This window comes from Isoptericola sp. NPDC057559 (assembly GCF_042801555.1).
GTDB lineage: Bacteria > Actinomycetota > Actinomycetes > Actinomycetales > Cellulomonadaceae > Isoptericola.
This window is the reverse complement of the sequence record NZ_JBHVFQ010000005.1, coordinates 25,932-43,866: the sequence shown is the minus strand read 5'-3', so window position 1 is coordinate 43,866 and position 17,935 is coordinate 25,932. Positions and strand designations below refer to the sequence as shown.

Here is a 17,935-nt window from a genome sequence, read left to right as displayed (position 1 = left end):
GTGCCGATCCGAGTACGGATGACCGACCTGACGGCATGGGCCCGTTCGCTCACGGCGGCGGCAGCATGGGGTTGACCCGAAAGGTGCGCCGCACGTCGGGAGGGAACCGCGCCGCGAGCCGCTGCACGACCTGGTCGACGCCCGCCCCGCCGACGGCCAGGACCCGGACCGGGTCGTGGCCCGCCTCTCGGATCGCCTCGTACCGCCGCTTCTCCCGCAGCAGCTCGGTCGTGCCGTCGTGTGCCGCACCCAGGGCTCCGTCGCGGTACTTGCTCCGCCCGTCGAACTCCGCCAACAGGCCCCACTCGGGCCATCCGATGTCGCAGTGCATCTCTCCGAGTCGCGTCGGCACCGGGACCTGCGTCGCGGGCCTGGGCATCCCGGCCCGGAGGCAGACGTAGCGGAGCCAGGTCTCCCACGGGGACTGCGCACCTGCGTCGGCGTGCTCCAGCACCCACGTCGCGCGACGCCGGCCGTTGCGCGCCCGGCTCCCGGCGAGGATCGCGCGCGCCTCCCCGAGGTCGAGCCCGTGGCGCAGGGCCGAGTCCGCGACGACCAGCGCGTCCAGGGGCGGCATGGTCAGCGCGCAGTCGACGACGGTGCGCTCCAGGCTGGTGACCGGCATCCCGTCGATCTCGGCGTGCTGGTCGGCGGGCACCGGGGTCCTGTGCCTGGCCACGTCGGCGGCGGCGCGACCGGAGGCCCGGTAGCCCTGGACGACGTGCGTGCGGGCGGGGGCCCGCCACAGCGCGCACCCCCAGAGCAGAGCTGCGGACTCGTGGCTGAAGACGTGCGGTGCGACCAGCTGCCGGTGGACCGCCCGCACATGGTCGACGGCCAGCCTCCGCTCGGCGGCGTGCGGGTCGCTGCCCTGGTCCGCGCACCCGCCGACCGTGCGATACCCACCGTGCCGCACGCGTTCCACGGTGCCGGCCGCGAGCGCCCTTCCCAGTCCGGGCCTGTGCACCTCACGTGCCAGGACGATCCTGCTGCTCCCGTTCGCCATGCCGGCAGTGTCTCGGGAGCCCGGAGAGCCGTGCGGCGGCCCGTGTCGACCTGTGGACGGGCCCGTCCTGGGGGCAGGCTCGACAGTTCGGCAGTCCGTACTCGGGTCGGCACACATATGTACCGACCCGAGTACGGACTGCCGACCTGAGACCGATCAGGGCTGGGGCGGACGGTAGGGGTCGTCCGTCGCCTTCGGCTCCGTGCCCTCCGGCTGCTCGGGAGCCTGCGGCTCCGTCGGCTCCGCCGGCTGCGCCGGGGCCGGGGGTGCCTGCGGGGCCGGGGGCTGCTCCTCCGTGGGGCGCATGGCGCCGTACCGCGGGGCGCCGCTCGGCGTGGTCCAGCGGGGGTCCGGGGTCCGGGGCGCGGCGGGGGCTGCGGGGGCGGTCGCGACGGGTGCGCCGGGCGCCGGGACCACCGGGGCGGGCGCCGTCGAGCCACGGCGCGCCTTGCCCAGCCCGCCCGGGGACTCGAGCAGCATGGACCGGGCGTCGCCGGCGTGCTCGGTGGCGCAGAGGATGGCGTACGTGGACGCGACGATCTGCGACGACGACGTGAAGTCACGACGCCCGCCGGTCAGCGCGTACGACAGCACCGAGAAGAGCAGGCCGAACCCGGCGCCGAGGCCGATGGCGACCAGCAGGACACCGCCCGCCGTCGTGCCGCCGAACAGGCTGAGGAGCAGGCCGACGAAGAAGCCGAACCACGCGCCGGAGAGCGCGCCCGCGAGCGCCACGCGGCCGTAGGTGAGCCGCCCGGTGACCCGCTCGACCATGCGCAGGTCGGTGCCGACGATGGTGACGTGCTCGACGGCGAACTTGTGGTCCGACAGGTAGTCGACCGCCTGCTGGGCCTCGAGGTAGGTGTCGTACGCGGCGACCTCGTCCCCGGCGGGCGGGGTCGGGACGCGGGGCACGGCGTTCGGGCGGCTGAAGCTCATTCGCCCAGTCTGGCCCAGTCCAGCCCCCGGCACCACACCGCGTGCCCCCTACCAGGACCGACGGGGCCGCCCCGCGTAGGCTGACCGACGTGAGCGCGGCAACGAGGGTCTTCGTGGCACGGCTCGCCGGCACCCAGGTCTTCGACCCGATCGGTGACGAGGTGGGGCGCGTGCGCGACGCCGTCGTGCTGATCCGCGCCAAGGGCGCGCCCCGCGCCGTCGGGCTGGTCGTCGAGGTCCCGGGTCGCCGGCGCGTCTTCCTCCCGCTGACGCGGGTGACGGCGATCGACGCGGGCCAGGTGATCTCGACCGGGCTGCTCAACATGCGCCGCTTCGAGCAACGGGCGATGGAGTCGCTGGTGCTGGGCGAGCTGCTGGACCGCACGGTGCGGTTCACGGACGGCTCGGGCGAGGCGACGGTCGAGGACCTGTCGATCACGCGCCAGCGCACGGGCGACTGGCTGGTGGACCAGCTCTTCGTGCGGCGCGGGCAGCCCGCGCGGGGGCTGTCGCTGCGGCGGCGCGGCGAGACGCTCGTCGTGCCGGTCACCGCGGTCACCGGCCTCGCGGGGTCCACGGCCGAGCAGGGCGCCACGAAGCTGCTGGAGGCGTACGAGGACCTGCGCCCGGCCGACCTGGCCGACGTGCTGCACGAGCTGGGCGACACGCGCCGCCTGGAGGTGGCGAGCGCCCTCGACGACGAGCGGCTGGCCGACGTCCTCGAGGAGCTGCCGGAGGACGACCAGGTCTCGATCGTGTCCCGCCTCGACTCGGGCCGCGCCGCCGACGTGCTCGAGGCGATGCAGCCGGACGACGCGGCCGACCTGCTGAACGAGCTGCCCGACGAGCAGGCCACCCGCCTCCTGGAGCTGATGGAGCCGGAGGAGGCGAAGGACGTGCGCCGCCTGCTGTCCTACGACGAGGACACGGCGGGCGGCCTCATGACCACGGAGCCGGTGATCCTCGGCCCGGAGACGTCGATCGCGACCGCCCTGGCGCAGATCCGCAAGCAGGACCTGCCGCCGGCGCTGGCGTCGATGGTGTTCGTGGCCCGGCCGCCGCTGGAGACGCCCACGGGCCGGTTCCTCGGCGTCGCGCACTTCCAGCGCCTGCTGCGGGAGCCCCCGCACGCGTCGGTGGGGTCGGTGCTGGACACGGACACGGAGTGGCTCACCCCGGACGCCCCCGTCGGGCGGGTGACGCGCCTGCTGGCGGCCTACGACCTGCTCGCGCTGCCGGTGCTCGACACCGAGAAGCGGCTGCTGGGCGCGGTGTCCGTGGACGACGTGCTGGACCACATCCTCCCCGACGACTGGCGCGAGCACGTGGACGAGGACATGGAGGAGGTGCCGCGTGGCTGACCGCCTCGACCAGCCGAAGGAGGCGCGGCGCACCCTCATCCCGCGGCCGCAGATGGACCAGGACGCGGTGGGCCGCGCCACGGAGGGGATCGCCCGCTTCCTCGGCACGCCCCGGTTCCTCATCTACCTCACCGTGTTCTGCGCGGTGTGGCTGGCCTGGAACTCGTGGGGGCCGGAGGCGCTGCGGTTCGACAGCGCGTCGAACGGCTTCACGGCGCTGACGCTCATGCTCTCGCTGCAGGCGAGCTACGCGGCGCCGCTCATCCTGCTCGCGCAGAACCGGCAGGACGACCGCGACCGGGTCACCGCCGAGCAGGACCGTCAGCGCGCCGAGCGCAACCTCGCGGACACGGAGTACCTGGCGCGCGAGATGGCGGCGCTGCGGATCGCGCTGGGCGAGGTCGCGACGCGCGACTTCGTCCGCTCGGAGATCCGCAACCTGCTCGAGGAGCTGGACGAGAAGGAGTCGGAGCGCAGCCGGGACGCCTCGCCGTCCTGACCCCTCCCCGCCCGGACGCCCACCGGCCGGCGTGGCCGGGACGCGCCGGGCGGCGCGCCGCGGCACTGCCCGCCCGAACCGCTAACCTCCCGGGGCAGGGATCGCACGGGACGGCCGGAACGGACGCAGGAGGACGCGTGGCTCGGCAGGTGGTGCTGGTGAACGGGCTCCCCGGCTCCGGCAAGACGACGCTCGCCGCCCCGCTCGCGGCCCGGCTCGGCACTCCGCTCCTGGCCAAGGACGCCCTCAAGGAGGCGCTGGCGGACGCCGTCGACCCGGCCGCGTACCCCGGCGTCGGCATCGCCGCCGCGGAGGCGCTCTGGCGGCTGGCGGCGGCCCCCCTGCCGCGCGTCGTGGTCGAGTCCTGGTGGTTCCGGCCCCGGGACCTGGACCACGCGCTGCGCGGCCTGGCCACGGCGGGTGCGGACGCCGTCGTCGAGGTCTGGTGCAACGTGCCGCCCGACGTCGCGCGCGAGCGGTTCGAGGCCCGCGCCGCCGCCCGGCACCCGGTGCACGCGGACGGCCGCGACCTCGCCGCCGACTGGGCCCGGTGGGCGGAGCACGGCGCGCCGCTCGCGCTCGGACCCGTCCTGCGGGTGGACACCGGCGGTCCGGTGGACGTCACGCTCCTGGCGCACCGCGTCGCGGCGGTCCTCTCCGGCCGTGACCCACGACGCACCGGCACCGCCACCCGCCGCGCCTAGGATCGAGGCATGACCACCGGCTCCCCCGACGGCCCCCGACCGCTGAGCGACCGCGTCCGCACCGCCCTCACGTCGGTGGTCGACCCGGAGATCCGCCGCCCCATCACCGACCTCGGCATGGTCCGCTCCGTCGACGTGCGCGACGGCGGCCACGTGACGGTGGGCGTCGACCTCACGGTGGCCGGCTGCCCCATGAAGTCCACCCTGGTGCGCGACGTCACCGCCGCCGTCGAGGCGGTCGACGACGTGACGGGCGTGGACGTGCAGCTGGGCGTCATGACGCCCGAGCAGCGGCAGTCGCTGCGCTCCACGCTCCGCGGGGGCACGGGCGACCCGGTGATCCCGTTCGCGCAGCCCGGCTCGCTGACCAAGGTGTACGCGATCGCCTCCGGCAAGGGCGGTGTCGGCAAGTCGAGCGTGACGGCGAACCTCGCGGCGGCGATGGCGGCCGACGGGCTCAGCGTGGGCGTCGTCGACGCCGACATCTACGGCTTCTCCATCCCTCGCATGCTCGGCGTGGACCGCCAGCCGACGCGCGTGGACTCCATGCTGCTGCCCCCCATCGAGCACGGCGTGAAGGTCGTGTCGATCGGCATGTTCGTGCCCGCGGGGCAGCCGGTCGTGTGGCGCGGGCCGATGCTGCACCGCGCGCTGGAGCAGTTCCTCGCGGACGTGTTCTGGGGCGACCTCGACGTGCTGCTGCTCGACCTGCCGCCCGGCACCGGCGACATCGCGATCTCCGTGGCGCAGCTGCTGCCGGGGAGCGAGATCGTCGTGGTCACGACGCCGCAGGCCGCGGCGGCCGAGGTCGCGGAGCGCGCCGGGTCGATCGCCACGCAGACGTCGCAGGGCGTGGTGGGCGTCGTGGAGAACATGTCCTGGCTGGAGCAGCCGGACGGGACGCGCCTCGAGGTGTTCGGCTCGGGCGGCGGGCAGCGCGTCGCGGACCGGCTGGGCGCCACGCTCGGGACGGCGGTGCCGCTGCTCGGCCAGGTGCCGCTCGACGTGGCGGTCCGCGCCGCGGGCGACGACGGCACCCCCGTGGTGCTCAGCGACCCCAACTCCGCCGGGGCGCGCGTGCTGCGCGACGTGGCCCGCGCGCTGGCCGGGCGGTCGCGCGGGCTCGCCGGCCTGCGGCTGAACCTCAGCCCCGTCACCGGCTGACGCGCGATACCCTCCCCCGGGCGCCCTGCCGGCGCGCCACCGCCGTCCCCTGCGAAGGAGCTGTCCCGCCATGAGCACGCCCGAGTGGCTCGAGTCCTGGTCCGACGACGAGGGGGCGAAGCGCGTGCGCGACCTGTTCGCGCGGGTCTTCGCGGACGACGGCGGTGAGCCCGACGGCGTCTGGTCGGCCCCGGGCCGCGTCAACCTCATCGGCGAGCACACCGACTACAACGGCGGCCTGGCGCTGCCGACGGCGCTGCCGCACCGCACCTACGTCGCCCTGCGGCACCGGGACGACGACGTCGTCCGCCTCGGCTCCGCGCAGGCCCCGGGCAGGCTCTGGACGGCCCGGCTGGCCGACGTCGCCCCCGGCGCCGTCTCCGGCTGGGGCGCGTACGTCGCCGGCGTCGCGTGGGCGCTCGGCGAGGCCGGCCACGGCGTCCGCGGCTTCGACGCCGTCGTCGACTCGTGCGTGCCGTTCGGCGCCGGGCTGTCCTCCTCGGCGGCCCTCGAGTGCGCGGTGGCCGTCGCGCTCGACGAGACCGGCGGGCTGGGCCTCGCGGGCGACGACGCCGGCCGGGCGACGCTCGTGGAGGCGTGCGTGCGCGCGGAGAACGAGATCGCCGGTGCGCCGACGGGCGGCATGGACCAGGCCGCCTCGCTGCGCTGCACCGCCGGGCACGCCCTGCTCGTGGACTCCCGCCCGGGGCTGTCCGCGCTGGAGTCCGGCACGCCGGTGCCGTTCGACCTGGAGGCCGCGGGCCTCACGCTGCTCGTGGTCGACACGCGGGCCGAGCACGCCCTCGTCGACGGCCAGTACGCCGAGCGGCGCGCCACCTGCGAGCGCGCCGCGGCGCTGCTCGGGGTCCCGACCCTGCGCGACGTGGACCCGGAGCAGCTCGCCGAGACCCTCGCCGCGCTCGCACCGCACGACCCCGACGGCGTGCTGCGCCGGCGCGTGCAGCACGTGGTCACCGAGATCGAGCGCACCGCCCGCTTCCGCGACCTCGTCACCGCCGGCCGCGTCGCCGAGGTCGGGCCGCTGATGATCGCCTCCCACACCTCGCTGCGGGACGACTACGAGGTCTCGGCCCGCGAGCTCGACCTCGTCGTCGACGCCGCGCTCGGCGCGGGCGCGCTGGGCGCCCGCATGACCGGCGGCGGGTTCGGCGGCTCCGCGATCGCGCTCGTGCGCGCGGGCGACGTCGACGCGGTCGTCGCGGCCGTCCAGGCCGCGTTCGACGACGCCGGGCTGCGCGCGCCGGGCTTCCTCCTCGCGCCGCCGTCGGCCCCCGCGGGCCGCACCGCCTGACCGATCACCGCCTGCGTGATCGCCGACGACGCGCTCCGGCAGGCGATGTGTCCGTGCGGCCACCGCCGAGGCTCGGCGGTGGCCGCACGGACGACTACAGGTCGTAGGTGGCGACGACGGGCGCGTGGTCGCTCCATCGCTCGTCGTAGGTGGGCGCGCGGTCGACCTCGACCTTGACGGCGCGGGCCGCGAGCGCCGGGTTGGCGAGCTGGTAGTCGATGCGCCAGCCGCGGTCGTTGACGTACGACTGCCCGCGCCACGACCACCACGTGAACGGGCCGGGGCCCTCGCCGCCGTGCTCCCGACCGAGGTCGGCCCAGCCGAGCTCGCCGGTCCACCGGTCGACGTAGGCGCGCTCCTCCGGCAGGAAGCCGGCGTTCTTGAGGTTGCCCTTCCAGTTCGCGATGTCCGCGTTGCGGTGCGCGATGTTGAGGTCGCCGGCCACCACGGCCGGGCGGTCGGCGGCGGCGAGCTCGGCCAGGCGGGCGGTGACCTTGTCGAGGTGCGCGTACTTGGCGACCATCGTGTGCTCCTGCCCCGCGCCGGTGGACCCGGAGTGCAGGTACGCCGAGACGGCGGTGAGCAGGCCGCCCCCGGGCAGCTCGACGTCGGCCTCGACCCAGCGGCCGGTGTCGACGGGCGGCTCGGGCTCGCCGTCCGGACCGTGGGCGGCCAGGCCCGTGCGCACGGCCTGGAGCGGCAGCCGCGACGCGACCGCCACGCCGGCGCGGCCCTTGATCTCGCTGGGCAGGTGCGCCACGTGCCAGCCGTCGAGGTACTCGTGGACCAGCTCGTCGGGGGCGCGCACCTCCTGCAGCAGCAGGATGTCGGGGGTGCGGGCGGCGATCCAGGTGTCCATGCGGCGGCGGAAGGCGGCACGGATGCCGTTGACGTTGGCGGTGGCGACGGTCAGCACGCCCGACATCCCATCACAGGACGCCGACACCTCCGCAGCCGCGCGACGTCGGGTGCGTCACTCCCCGCGGTAGGCGGCCTCCAGCGCGGCGACGTCGATCTTGCCCATCGTCAGCATCGCGTTCATGGTGCGCAGGTTCGCCTCGGTCGTGTAGTCGCCGGACAGCTCCTCGAGCTGCTTCGGGATCACCTGCCAGGAGATGCCGAACCTGTCCTTGCACCAGCCGCACGGCCCGGGCTCGCCGCCGTCGGACGTGAGGACGTCCCAGTAGCGGTCCACCTCCTCCTGAGAGTCGACGCGCAGGTAGAAGCTGAAGGCCTCGTTCAGCTGGAACTCGGGGCCGGCGTTCAGGCCGGTCACAGGAAGCCCGGCTACGGTGAACTCGACGACGAACGGTTCGCCGGCCTCGGCTCCCGGCACCCCCTCGGGCGACGTGAGCACGGAGTCCACCGACGACCCAGGGATGTGCTCGGCATAGAAGGCCGCCGCCTCGTGCGCGCGGTTGTTCCCGAACCACAGGTGCGTGCGTGCGGTCACCATGACCGCTCCCTCCTGACGGGCACCGTCCCTCGCGGCCGGCGCGGCACACGTCCCGACCGCGCGACGAACCGGAAATCATCGGTGTCGGTGCATCCCATCGGCCGAATGTCCGACGAAGGTAGAGACATGCCGCTTCCCGTCAGCCCCGAGATCCTGGTCGTCCTGGGCACCCGCCCGGAGGCCATCAAGCTGTTCCCCCTGATCCAGCGCCTGCAGGAGCATCCGCGGCTGCGCCCGGTCGTCGTCACGACCGGGCAGCACAAGGAGCTCGTCGACCACGTGCTGCAGGAGGCCGGCTGCGCGGTGGCCGGCGACCTCGGCGTCGGCCGCCCGGGCCTGACGCTGAACCAGCTGTCCTCGTCGGTGATCGCCGGGCTCGACGAGTTCGTCACCGGGCGGTACGGACCTCCCCCCGAGCGGATCAGCGGTCGCGTCCGCGAGGACCACTACCCCGCCGCCTGCATCGTGCACGGCGACACGTCCAGCGCCGCCGCGGCCGCGGTCGCCGCGTTCCACCTGCGCATCCCCGTGCTCCACGTCGAGGCCGGCCTGCGCACGGGGACCACGCTCTCGCCCTTCCCCGAGGAGCTCAACCGCCAGCTCGTCGCGCGCATCGCCTCCTTCCACGCGGCGCCCACCCGCAGCAACGTGCAGAACCTGGTGCGCGAGGGCGTCGACATCGGGCGCACGTTCGTCACCGGCAACACCGGCATCGACGCGCTGCGCTGGGCGGCCGCCCGCCAGGTGCCGTACGGCCGGCCCGAGCTGGCGTGGCTGGAGGACGACACGGCGTCGCGCGTCGTCACCGTCACCGCCCACCGCCGGGAGAACTGGAACGGGGGCATCGCGAGCATCGCTCGGGCCGTGCACGAGCTGGCCGACGCGCACCCGGACGTCCGCTTCGTCGTCCCGGTGCACCCGAACCCCCGCGCGGCGCAGACGGTGCGCGACGAGCTCGGTGCCGTCGCCGCCGTGACCCTCACGGCGCCCATGGAGTACCACACGTTCGCCCGCCTGCTGGCGCGGTCGACCCTGGTGATCACGGACTCCGGCGGCATCCAGGAGGAGGCCCCGGCGCTCCGCGTGCCCGTGCTCGTCGCGCGCACCACGACGGAACGCACGGAGGGCGTCGAGGCGGGCACCCTCGAGCTGGTCGGCACCGACACCGGCACGATCGTCGCCGCCGCCACCCGCGTGCTGACCGACCCGGCCGCCCACGCCGCCTTCTCGCGCCAGCCCAACCCCTACGGCGACGGGCACGCCGCGGAGCGCATCGTGGACGCGGTGGAGCACCTCGTCTTCGACTCGCCCGTGCCGCACACCTCCGGCCCCGGCTTCGTCCGCGCCCAGGTGCTGGAGTGGGCGGGGTTCCGCCGCACCGACGCCGTCGACGGGCCCGGGTTCGTGCGCGAGCCCACCCCCGTGGACCACGTCGCCCCGGACCTCGAGGACGTCGTCATCGCCCCGAGGTCCACGGCCGACCCGTACGACGCCCCGACCATCGGGGCGTCCGCGTGAGCGGCCTCGCGACCGCCGCGACGGTGGCCGCGACGGCTCCGTGGTGGGACCCGTACCGCGGGATGCCGGTGGGCGTGCAGGTGCTCATGTGGTTCCTGCTCGCGCTCACGCTCGTCACGGTCGGGGTGATCGTGTGGCTCGTGGTGCGGGCGTGGTTCGAACGTCGCCGGCAGCGCCGCGCCGCCGAGACCGCGCACGAGGACGAGTACCTGTGGGTCTTCGTCGTCCCGGCGCTGAACGAGGAGGTGACGATCGCCGACAGCGTCAGCCGCCTCGTCGCCGTCCAGGCCACGCACAAGGCGATCGTCGTCGTCGACGACGGGTCCGACGACGGGACGCCCGAGGTCCTCGCGCGGCTGCGCGCCGAGGTGCCCGAGCTGAAGGTGCTGCGCCGCGAGCTGCCGAACGCCCGCGTGGGCAAGTCCGCGGGTCTCGACGACGCGTGGGAGTTCGTCCACGACGAGGTCCTCACCGGCCGGTACGCCGGCTGGCCGACGACGCGGGTCGTCGTCGGCGTCGTCGACGCCGACGGGCGCATCCCCGCCGACGCGCCGCGCGCCCTGGCCGGGGCCTTCACGGACGAGCGCGTGGGCGGTGTGCAGGCGCTCGTGCGCATCTACAACCGCCGGCACTACCTGACCTGGGGGCAGGACGTCGAGTTCGGCGTCATGGCGTACGTCTACCAGCTGGGGCGGTCGGCCTGGGGCACGGCCAACATGGGGGGCAACGGCCAGTACGTGCGGCTCGCCGCGCTGGACGACGTCGTCGTCACGGAGGGGCTGCCGCCGGGCGTCGAGCGCGGCCCGTGGCGCGACCGCCTCACCGAGGACCAGGACATCGGCGTCCGCCTCGTCCGCGCCGGCTGGCGCGGGCGCCAGACGGTGCTGACCAGCGTGGACCAGCAGGGCGTGACCCGGCTGCGGCGCCTGTTCAAGCAGCGCGTGCGGTGGGCGCAGGGCAACTGGCAGGCGTTCTCCCTCCTGCGCGGCGCGCTCAGGACCCCGGTCTCCGTCGGCGCACGGCTGGACCACGTCGCCTACCTGCTCATGCCGCTGCTCCAGCTGCTCATGGGGCTCGGGCTGGTGCTGTCGCTCGCGTTCTGGCTGTTCGGCGACGTGCCGTTCGTCTCCGGCTGGTGGCCGTCGCTGGTCTTCTTCGCGACGCTCACCCTGGTGCCGAGCTTCCTCACCCTGCTCATGACGACGGAGCCCGGCCGGCACCCGTTCCTGCGCGCCGTCTTCGGGCTGATCCCGTACATGCTCTACACGTGGCTGCTGTGGCCCGTGGTGACCGTGGCGCTGGTCCGCGAGCTGCTCGGCCACCGCGGGTGGACCAAGACCGACCGCGAGCCGCTCGACGCCAACCTGCCCGACGACGTCGCGCAGGAGGCCGTGCCCGCCGTCGCCGGCTGAGCGTCACGAGGCGGCGAGGCGCGCCTTCTCGTGCTCGACGTCGAACGTGGCCGCGGGCCACTGCGGGTCGATGTCCTCCAGGGCGTCCAGCAGCAGGGCCTGCACCGCGAGGCGCGCGTACCACTTGGCGTTCGCCGGCACGACGTACCAGGGCGCGTGCTCGGTGGAGGTGCGCTCGAAGACGGTCTGGAACGCGTCCATGTAGCGGGGCCACAGCAGCCGCTCGTCGACGTCGCCCGGGTTGTACTTCCAGTGCTTGTCGGGGCGCTCGAGCCGCTCACCGAGCCGCGCCTTCTGCTCCTCGGGCGAGATGTGCAGCATCACCTTGACGATGCGGGTGCCCCGCGCGGCCAGCTCGGCCTCGAACGCGTTGATCGCGCCGTAGCGCCGCTCGATCTCCTCGGGCGGCGCCAGCTCGCGCACCCTCCCGATGAGGACGTCCTCGTAGTGCGAGCGGTCGAAGACGCCGATGTAGCCCGCGGCCGGCACCTCCCGCTCGACCCGCCACAGGAAGTCGTGGGCCAGCTCGTCGGGCGTCGGCTTCTTGAACGCCACCAGGTGGACGCCCTGCGGGTCGGTCGCGCCGATGACGTGGCGCACGATGCCGCCCTTGCCCGCCGAGTCCATCGCCTGCAGCACGAGCAGCACCGCCGGCGCGGACGGGTCCTCGCGGCTCTGGGCGTAGAGGCGCTCCTGCAGCTCGTCGAGCTCCTCCTCGCCGGCACGGAGGTCGGCGGCGCCGTCCTTCTTCTTCCCGCCGTACCCGGGCTTCGAGCCCGGGTCGACGTCCGCGAGGCGGAACCCCTCGCCCACCCGCAGCAGCTCGCCCGGCTCGCCCGACCACCCACGCTGGCTCTTCGCGATCATGGGCACATCATGGCGGACGCGACCGGGCCCGTCGCCCCCAACGGGGTCGACGGGCCCGGGTGTCGTCGCGGGTCGCGCCGCGTACCGCTCCGCCGGTCAGGCGATCGATCGCTCGGCGGCCTCGACCGCGTTGCGGAACAGCATGGCGATCGTGGTCGGCCCCACGCCGCCGACGCGCGGCGTGATCGCCCCGGCGACCTCCGCGCACGACTCGTCCACGTCCGGCAGCAGCCTGCGGCCCTCGTACCGCACACCGCCACCGACCACCGTGACGCCCGGCGTCAGGTGCTCGGGCTGCAGGATGCCCGGGACACCGGCGGCCGCGATCACGATGTCGGCACGCCTGGTGTACTCCGGCCAGTCCGGCACGCCGGTGTGGACCACGGTGACGGCCGCGTTCGCCGTCGGGCGCTTCTGCGACAGCAGCAGGGCCAGGGGCCGCCCGAGCGTCGTGCCACGGCCGAGGATGCAGACCTCGCGACCGGCGACCGGGATCTCGTGGTGCGCCAGCAGCGTCTCGATCCCCGCCGGGGTCGCCGGCACCGGGCCGGGCATCCCGAGCGCGAGGCGCCCCATGTTCACGGGGTGCAGGCCGTCGACGTCCTTGTCCGGGTCCAGCGCGAGCATGGCCGCGTCGAAGTCGATCTGCGGCGGCGTCGGGTTCTGGATGAGGACGGAGTCGACGTCCTCGGCGTCGTTCATCTCCCGCACCGCCGCCAGCACGTCCGCCTGGGTGGCGTCCTGCGGCAGGTGGATGTGCGGCGAGGTGAACCCGAGCTCGGTCGCCTTGTCCATCTTCATCCGGATGTAGCCGGCGCTCGCGGAGTCGTCCCCGACGAGGATCGTGCCGAGCCCGGGGCGGTGCCCCGCGGCGACGAGCGCGTCGATCCGCGGGGCAAGGTCCGCGAAGACCGCGTCCGCGACCGGCTTGCCCGGCAGCAACCGGGCCGTCACTGCTGCAGCCCGGGGTAGAGCGGGAAGTCGGCGGTGAGCTTCGCGACGCGGGCCGAGAGGGCGTCGACGTCGGCCGCCGCGCCGTCGCGCAGGGCGACCGCGATGATGTCGGCGACCTCGGTGAACTCGGCGTCGCCGAACCCGCGGGTGGCGAGCGCCGGCGTGCCGATCCGCAGGCCGGAGGTGACGCGCGGCGGGCGAGGGTCGAACGGCACGGCGTTGCGGTTCACGGTGATGCCCGCGTCGTGCAGGAGGTCCTCGGCCTGCTGGCCGTCGAGCGCCGAGTGGCGCAGGTCCACGAGCACCAGGTGCACGTCGGTGCCGCCGGTGAGGACGGACACCCCCTGCTCCGCCACGTCGGCCTGGGACAGGCGCTCCGCGATGATCTGCGCGCCGCGCAGCGTGCGCTCCTGGCGGTCCTTGAACTCGTCGGTGCCCGCGACCTTGAAGGCCACGGCCTTGGCCGCGATCACGTGCATGAGCGGGCCGCCCTGCTGGCCCGGGAACACGGCCGAGTTGATCTTCTTGGCGTACTCCTCCTTGCTCAGGATGAAGCCGGAGCGCGGGCCGCCGATCGTCTTGTGCACGGTGGAGCTCACGACGTCCGCGTGCGGCACGGGGCTCGGGTGCAGGCCCGCGGCCACGAGGCCCGCGAAGTGGGCCATGTCCACCCACAGCTTGGCGCCGACCTCGTCCGCGACCTCGCGGAACGCGGCGAAGTCCAGGTGGCGCGGGTACGCCGACCAGCCCGCGATGATGACGTCGGGACGGTGCTCCAGGGCGCGCTTGCGCACCTCGTCCATCTCGATCCGGTACGACTGCGGGTCCACGCCGTAGGCGCCGACGTCGTAGAGCTTGCCGGAGAAGTTGATCTTCATGCCGTGCGTGAGGTGGCCGCCGTGGGCCAGCTCGAGGCCGAGGATCTTGTCGCCGGCGTTGATGAGGGCGTGCAGCACGGCCGCGTTGGCCTGCGCGCCGGAGTGCGGCTGCACGTTGGCGGCCTCGGCCCCGAACAGGTCCTTCGCGCGGGCGATCGCGAGGTTCTCCGCGATGTCGACCTGCTCGCAGCCGCCGTAGTAGCGGCGGCCGGGGTAGCCCTCGGCGTACTTGTTGGTGAGCACGCTGCCCTGCGCCTGCAGGACGGCACGCGGGACGAAGTTCTCGCTCGCGATCATCTCGAGGGTGTCGCGCTGGCGGGCCAGCTCCCCGTCGAGGACGGCGGCGATCTCGGGGTCGAGCTCCGCCAGGGGCGCGTTGAACGTGGGGTCGGGAGTGCTCATCAGGCGTTCTCCTGCTGTGTGTCGGACGGCGGTCGGACGATGTCGGACATGGTGCCGGACCATCGTGTCAATCGGGCGACCGGGCCCAGGCGAACGACCCGTCGTCTGCACAGCGCGTCGCTCCCCGGTGGTGATCCACCTGTACGCCAGTCGCGACTCTCGCGATCCTAGCCGATCCCCTCGGCCCGCCGCCGTGGCTCCCGCGGGACGGTTCGCCTCCCGACCACCTCGCCACGGGCCGGGCGTCGTCGTGCCAGGCCGACCGCCGCCGTCGCGGCGCGCCTCACGCGGCGGGCGCCGGGCGGTCGGCGCCGTCGAGGCGCAGCAGGCGCACGCCGTGCGCGGGGACCTCGAGGTCGAGCACGCCGTCGCCGCCCGTCGCGGGCCCCGGGGCGCCGAGCGCCACCCGCTCGCCGGTCCACACGTCGACGACGGCGGCGGGGCGCCCGGGCAGGCCGGCGGCGGCCGCGAGCACGCGCACGCGCCGCGGCTCGTCCGCGGTGCTGAACAGCCCGACCCAGCGCGTGGCGTCCTCGCCGTCGCCCGTGGCGGCGCCCCAGACGACCGTCTCGGCGCCCGCGGCGCCCTCCCGCAGCAGCTCCCGCCCGCCGGTGGACCGGTGGGCGACCTCGAGGACGCCGGGGTGGACGAGGTCCGCGACCGTCGCGGCGTCGGAGGTGGGCAGGTCGCCGCCCACGAACAGGGGCGAGCGGGCCAGGCACCACAGGGTGAGCATCGTGCGCCGCTCGTCCGTCGTGAGCAGCGACTGGCGCGGCGCACCCCGCTCGGCGCGCACGCCGATCCGTCCCAGCGGCAGCATGTCCGCGTCGGCCCAGCCGGCGGGCCCCGAGTGCGGCGCCCAGCGGGCCATGCGGCCGAGCTGCGCCTCGACGTCGGGCCAGCGGTCCCACAGGTCGTCGGAGACGCGCCACATGTCGGCGTGCTCGCGCAGGTGCTCGAGGTGCGCGAGGGAGAGCTCGGTGCCGGGCGACAGGGACACCACGACGCGCCTCCCGTGCCGCAGCTCGGCCCGGCGGACGGCGAGCGACAGCGCCTCGACGGCGCCCGCGTGGTACGGCGCCAGCATGTCGTCGACCTTGAGGAAGTCGACGCCCCAGCCGACGACGTGGTCGATCATCGCGTCCAGCCACGCCTGGGCGCCGGGGTGGTCGGTCCGCAGCCCGTAGCAGTCGGAGTTCCACGGACAGGTGCTGGCGGGGTCCGCGATCTCGCCGGTGCGGTACGGCGTGCCGGGCACGGGCAGGTCGGCCTCGACGGCCCGGCGGGCGATGCCGCGCATGAGGTGGACGCCGAACCGCAGGCCGAGGTCGTGCACGGCGGCGGCGAGGGGCGCGAAGCCCCGGCCCTCGGCGGCCGACGGGAAGCGCGCCACCACCGGCTGCAGGAACCCGCGCTCGTCGAAGAGCACGGGGGCGGCGTCGTTGTAGCCGCCGGGCCGCGCGGTGGGCTCGTACCACTGGATGTCGACGACGACGGTGTCCCAGCCCGCGCGGGCCATCGCCCCGCCGTCGTGCCCGGCCAGGAACCGCGCGTTGGCCAGCACCTCGTCCTCGGTCACGGTGGTGCCGTAGCTGTCCCACGAGTTCCAGCCCATGGGCGGGCGGGCCGTCGCGGCCCGCGCGCTGGCGGCCCGGGTGGCGGCCCGGTCGGTCGGGTCGTGCGGCATCGCTCCCCCTCGCGGCGCCCTCCGGCACCGAGTACATCGTTGTAGACGCGGCCATCCTGCCCCGCTCCGCCCGGCCCGGTCAATCGCTCCGCGACACCCGGAGCCGCGTCGGCGCGGCCCCGGCGCCCGGCTGTTCATCGTTGCAGAGCCGTGACCTGGGCCACTTGACCGCGGCGCGCGGCCCGTGTCAGATTGGGCGCCGTCGATGGCTCTTCATCGATGTAAACCGCCCGGAGCGACGCCGCCCCGGCCGCGGACCGGATCTCCGAGAGGACCCCGTGATGAGGAAGTCACGCCTGATCGCCGGCATCGTCACAGCCGTGGTGGCCGCCGGCACCGTCACCGCCTGCAGCTCCGGCGGCGGGAGCGGCTCCGACGACGGCACGCTCACGTTCATGTTCCGTGGCGGCGACGACGAGAAGAAGGCCTACCAGGAGGCCATCGACCGCTTCACCGAGGACACCGGCGTGAAGGTGAAGATGATCGTCACCTCGGCCGACCAGTACGCCCAGAAGCTCCAGGCCGCGGTCGCGGGGAACAAGGTCCCGGACGTCTTCTACATCGAGCAGGCCAGCCTCCAGTCCTACGTCAGCTCCGGCGTGCTCATGGACATCACGGACCAGGTCGCCGAGCAGGGCGTCGACCTCGACAACGTCTGGCCCTACGGCGTCGACTCCTACCGCTTCGACGGCACCACCCAGGGCACGCCCGACGGCAAGCTCTACGGCCTGCCGAAGGACATCGGCCCGTTCGCGTTCGGCTACAACGCCGACCTGCTGAAGGAGGCCGGCGTCGACCGGCCGGACCCCGACGAGCCCCTCACCTGGGACGAGTGGCTCGAGATCTGCAAGAAGCTCACGCAGGACACCGACGGCGACGGCGAGACCGACCAGTGGGGCACCGGCCTCAACGTGCAGTGGAACTCGCAGGCCTTCGTGTGGAGCAACGGCGGCGACTGGACCAACGAGGACCACACGCAGGTCACCGTGGACACGCCCGAGTTCGCCGAGGCGATCCAGTTCATCGCCGACCTCACGAACGAGGACGGCGTCACGCCGAACCCCGAGCAGGCGCAGACGCTCGACACCTACCAGCGCTTCATGGCCGGCGAGATCGGGTTCTTCCCGGTCGGGCCGTGGGACATGAGCGTCTACAACGACCTCGACTTCGAGTACGACCTCATGCCCTGGCCGGTCGGCAGGACCGGTGAGCCCGCCACCTGGGTCGGCTCTCTCGGCATCGGCGTCTCGAACACCACGAAGCTGCCCGAGGACGCCGTGAAGCTCGCGACGTACCTCTCCACGGACGAGTCCGCGCAGCAGACCCTCGTCGACGCCAGCGTGCAGATCCCGAACCGGATCGACACCGCCGAGGAGTGGGCGGCCGAGGTCGACGAGGACGACGCCCTCGAGCCGAAGAACCGCCAGGAGTTCCTCGACATCGCCCAGGACTACGGGCGGGAGATGCCGGCGTCGTTCACGTACGGGGCCGAGTGGTACGACGAGCTGTGGGTGGGGATCCAGCCCGTCCTCGACGGCAAGACCAAGGCCGCGGACTACCTCGCCGAGGTGCAGCCGCGCATGCAGGAGCTGCTGGACCAGTCGAACGAGCAGGCCGAGCAGGCCGCCGCGGCCGGCACCGCCCCCTGACGCCCGTCACCCACACCCCTCGCGGTGGGGGCGCCCCCCCCCCCCGCCGGCCCCCCCCCCCCCCCCCCCCCCCCCCCGCGCCCCGGGGGGGGGTGGGGGGCCCCCCCCCCCCCCGCCCCCGGCCCCG

At 74.5% G+C, this 17,935-nt stretch carries 16 protein-coding genes and 1 riboswitch; of the genes, 8 read left to right on the top strand and 8 right to left on the bottom strand.

Annotated features, from left to right (window positions below):
* Positions 1 to 49: 49 nt before the first annotated feature.
* Both ACFU5J_RS07270 and ACFU5J_RS07265 read right to left on the bottom strand, forming a co-directional pair.
* The gene (locus ACFU5J_RS07270; protein ID WP_430578265.1) at positions 50 to 916 is read right to left on the bottom strand and encodes a hypothetical protein; all 867 of its coding nucleotides are present in this window, start codon (positions 914 to 916) and stop codon (positions 50 to 52) included.
* 246 nt (positions 917 to 1,162) lie between these two features.
* A complete protein-coding gene (locus ACFU5J_RS07265; protein ID WP_430578264.1) occupies positions 1,163 to 1,945 on the bottom strand; it encodes a general stress protein in 783 nt (260 codons plus the stop codon).
* Between the two features lie 89 nt (positions 1,946 to 2,034).
* On the opposite strand from ACFU5J_RS07265, the gene ACFU5J_RS07260 reads away from it, so the two are divergent.
* The 5 genes from ACFU5J_RS07260 to galK all read left to right on the top strand — a co-directional run bounded on the left by ACFU5J_RS07260 (position 2,035) and on the right by galK (position 6,985).
* The gene (locus tag ACFU5J_RS07260; protein ID WP_430574760.1) at positions 2,035 to 3,306 is read left to right on the top strand and encodes a magnesium transporter MgtE N-terminal domain-containing protein; all 1,272 of its coding nucleotides are present in this window, start codon (positions 2,035 to 2,037) and stop codon (positions 3,304 to 3,306) included.
* Complete coding sequence (locus ACFU5J_RS07255; RefSeq protein WP_430574759.1) at positions 3,299 to 3,805, top strand: DUF1003 domain-containing protein; 507 nt, start codon at positions 3,299 to 3,301, stop codon at positions 3,803 to 3,805. Before ACFU5J_RS07260 ends, ACFU5J_RS07255 begins: the two co-directional genes overlap by 8 nt.
* A 137-nt stretch (positions 3,806 to 3,942) precedes the next feature.
* Complete coding sequence (locus ACFU5J_RS07250; protein WP_430578263.1) at positions 3,943 to 4,509, top strand: AAA family ATPase; 567 nt, start codon at positions 3,943 to 3,945, stop codon at positions 4,507 to 4,509.
* Positions 4,510 to 4,518: 9 nt separating this feature from the next.
* Positions 4,519 to 5,673, top strand: a complete 1,155-nt coding sequence (locus ACFU5J_RS07245; RefSeq protein ID WP_430578262.1) for a P-loop NTPase — start codon at positions 4,519 to 4,521, stop codon at positions 5,671 to 5,673.
* Between the two features lie 70 nt (positions 5,674 to 5,743).
* Positions 5,744 to 6,985, top strand: coding sequence for a galactokinase (gene galK / locus ACFU5J_RS07240; RefSeq protein WP_430578261.1), 1,242 nt, complete (start codon positions 5,744 to 5,746; stop codon positions 6,983 to 6,985).
* A gap of 94 nt (positions 6,986 to 7,079) precedes the next feature.
* Here galK and ACFU5J_RS07235 read toward each other — a convergent pair whose 3' ends face one another.
* Both ACFU5J_RS07235 and ACFU5J_RS07230 read right to left on the bottom strand, forming a co-directional pair.
* Entirely contained in the window at positions 7,080 to 7,901 is an 822-nt protein-coding gene (locus ACFU5J_RS07235) for an exodeoxyribonuclease III (protein WP_430575361.1), read from the bottom strand.
* Positions 7,902 to 7,958: 57 nt separating this feature from the next.
* Positions 7,959 to 8,441, bottom strand: coding sequence for a VOC family protein (locus ACFU5J_RS07230; RefSeq protein WP_430574755.1), 483 nt, complete (start codon positions 8,439 to 8,441; stop codon positions 7,959 to 7,961).
* 126 nt (positions 8,442 to 8,567) lie between these two features.
* Between ACFU5J_RS07230 and wecB the strand changes: the two genes are divergently transcribed.
* Complete coding sequence (gene wecB, locus ACFU5J_RS07225) at positions 8,568 to 9,959, top strand: non-hydrolyzing UDP-N-acetylglucosamine 2-epimerase (RefSeq protein ID WP_430578260.1); 1,392 nt, start codon at positions 8,568 to 8,570, stop codon at positions 9,957 to 9,959.
* On the top strand, positions 9,956 to 11,371 hold the full coding sequence (locus ACFU5J_RS07220; protein ID WP_430578259.1) for a glycosyltransferase family 2 protein: 1,416 nt from the start codon (positions 9,956 to 9,958) through the stop codon (positions 11,369 to 11,371). The genes wecB and ACFU5J_RS07220 overlap by 4 nt, the downstream gene beginning before the upstream one ends.
* Positions 11,372 to 11,374: 3 nt before the next feature.
* Here the strand turns inward: ACFU5J_RS07220 and ACFU5J_RS07215 are convergent, their stop codons facing one another.
* From ACFU5J_RS07215 to ACFU5J_RS07200, 4 genes are all read right to left on the bottom strand, one after another.
* Positions 11,375 to 12,238, bottom strand: a complete 864-nt coding sequence (locus ACFU5J_RS07215; RefSeq protein WP_430578258.1) for a polyphosphate kinase 2 family protein — start codon at positions 12,236 to 12,238, stop codon at positions 11,375 to 11,377.
* 96 nt (positions 12,239 to 12,334) lie between these two features.
* Positions 12,335 to 13,192: a bifunctional 5,10-methylenetetrahydrofolate dehydrogenase/5,10-methenyltetrahydrofolate cyclohydrolase gene (locus ACFU5J_RS07210; RefSeq protein WP_430574751.1), complete on the bottom strand. Its 858-nt coding sequence runs from the start codon at positions 13,190 to 13,192 to the stop codon at positions 12,335 to 12,337.
* Positions 13,189 to 14,472, bottom strand: coding sequence for a serine hydroxymethyltransferase (glyA, locus tag ACFU5J_RS07205; protein ID WP_430574750.1), 1,284 nt, complete (start codon positions 14,470 to 14,472; stop codon positions 13,189 to 13,191). The genes ACFU5J_RS07210 and glyA overlap by 4 nt, the downstream gene beginning before the upstream one ends.
* 76 nt (positions 14,473 to 14,548) lie before the next feature.
* Positions 14,549 to 14,636: riboswitch (ZMP/ZTP riboswitch) on the bottom strand.
* A 119-nt stretch (positions 14,637 to 14,755) separates the two neighbouring features.
* Positions 14,756 to 16,159 carry a glycoside hydrolase family 27 protein gene (locus ACFU5J_RS07200; RefSeq protein ID WP_430578257.1) on the bottom strand — a complete coding sequence of 468 codons (1,404 nt, stop codon included), beginning with the start codon at positions 16,157 to 16,159 and terminating at the stop codon, positions 14,756 to 14,758.
* A 281-nt stretch (positions 16,160 to 16,440) separates the two neighbouring features.
* Here ACFU5J_RS07200 and ACFU5J_RS07195 point away from each other — a divergent pair, with 281 nt between their 5' ends.
* A complete protein-coding gene (locus ACFU5J_RS07195) occupies positions 16,441 to 17,808 on the top strand; it encodes an ABC transporter substrate-binding protein (RefSeq protein ID WP_430578256.1) in 1,368 nt (455 codons plus the stop codon).
* Positions 17,809 to 17,935: the final 127 nt, after the last annotated feature.

Bases quoted from the DNA above. Each gene is read 5' to 3' on its own strand.
- ACFU5J_RS07265 (WP_430578264.1), bottom strand. From the start codon at position 1,945: ATGAGCTTCAGCCGCCCGAACGCCGTGCCCCGCGTCCCGACCCCGCCC.
- ACFU5J_RS07245 (WP_430578262.1), top strand. From the start codon at position 4,519: ATGACCACCGGCTCCCCCGACGGCCCCCGACCGCTGAGCGACCGCGTC.
- galK (WP_430578261.1), top strand. From the start codon at position 5,744: ATGAGCACGCCCGAGTGGCTCGAGTCCTGGTCCGACGACGAGGGGGCG.
- ACFU5J_RS07230 (WP_430574755.1), bottom strand. From the start codon at position 8,441: ATGGTGACCGCACGCACGCACCTGTGGTTCGGGAACAACCGCGCGCAC.
- wecB (WP_430578260.1), top strand. From the start codon at position 8,568: ATGCCGCTTCCCGTCAGCCCCGAGATCCTGGTCGTCCTGGGCACCCGC.
- ACFU5J_RS07215 (WP_430578258.1), bottom strand. From the start codon at position 12,238: ATGATCGCGAAGAGCCAGCGTGGGTGGTCGGGCGAGCCGGGCGAGCTG.
- glyA (WP_430574750.1), bottom strand. From the start codon at position 14,472: ATGAGCACTCCCGACCCCACGTTCAACGCGCCCCTGGCGGAGCTCGAC.
- ACFU5J_RS07200 (WP_430578257.1), bottom strand. From the start codon at position 16,159: ATGCCGCACGACCCGACCGACCGGGCCGCCACCCGGGCCGCCAGCGCG.
- ACFU5J_RS07195 (WP_430578256.1), top strand. From the start codon at position 16,441: ATGAGGAAGTCACGCCTGATCGCCGGCATCGTCACAGCCGTGGTGGCC.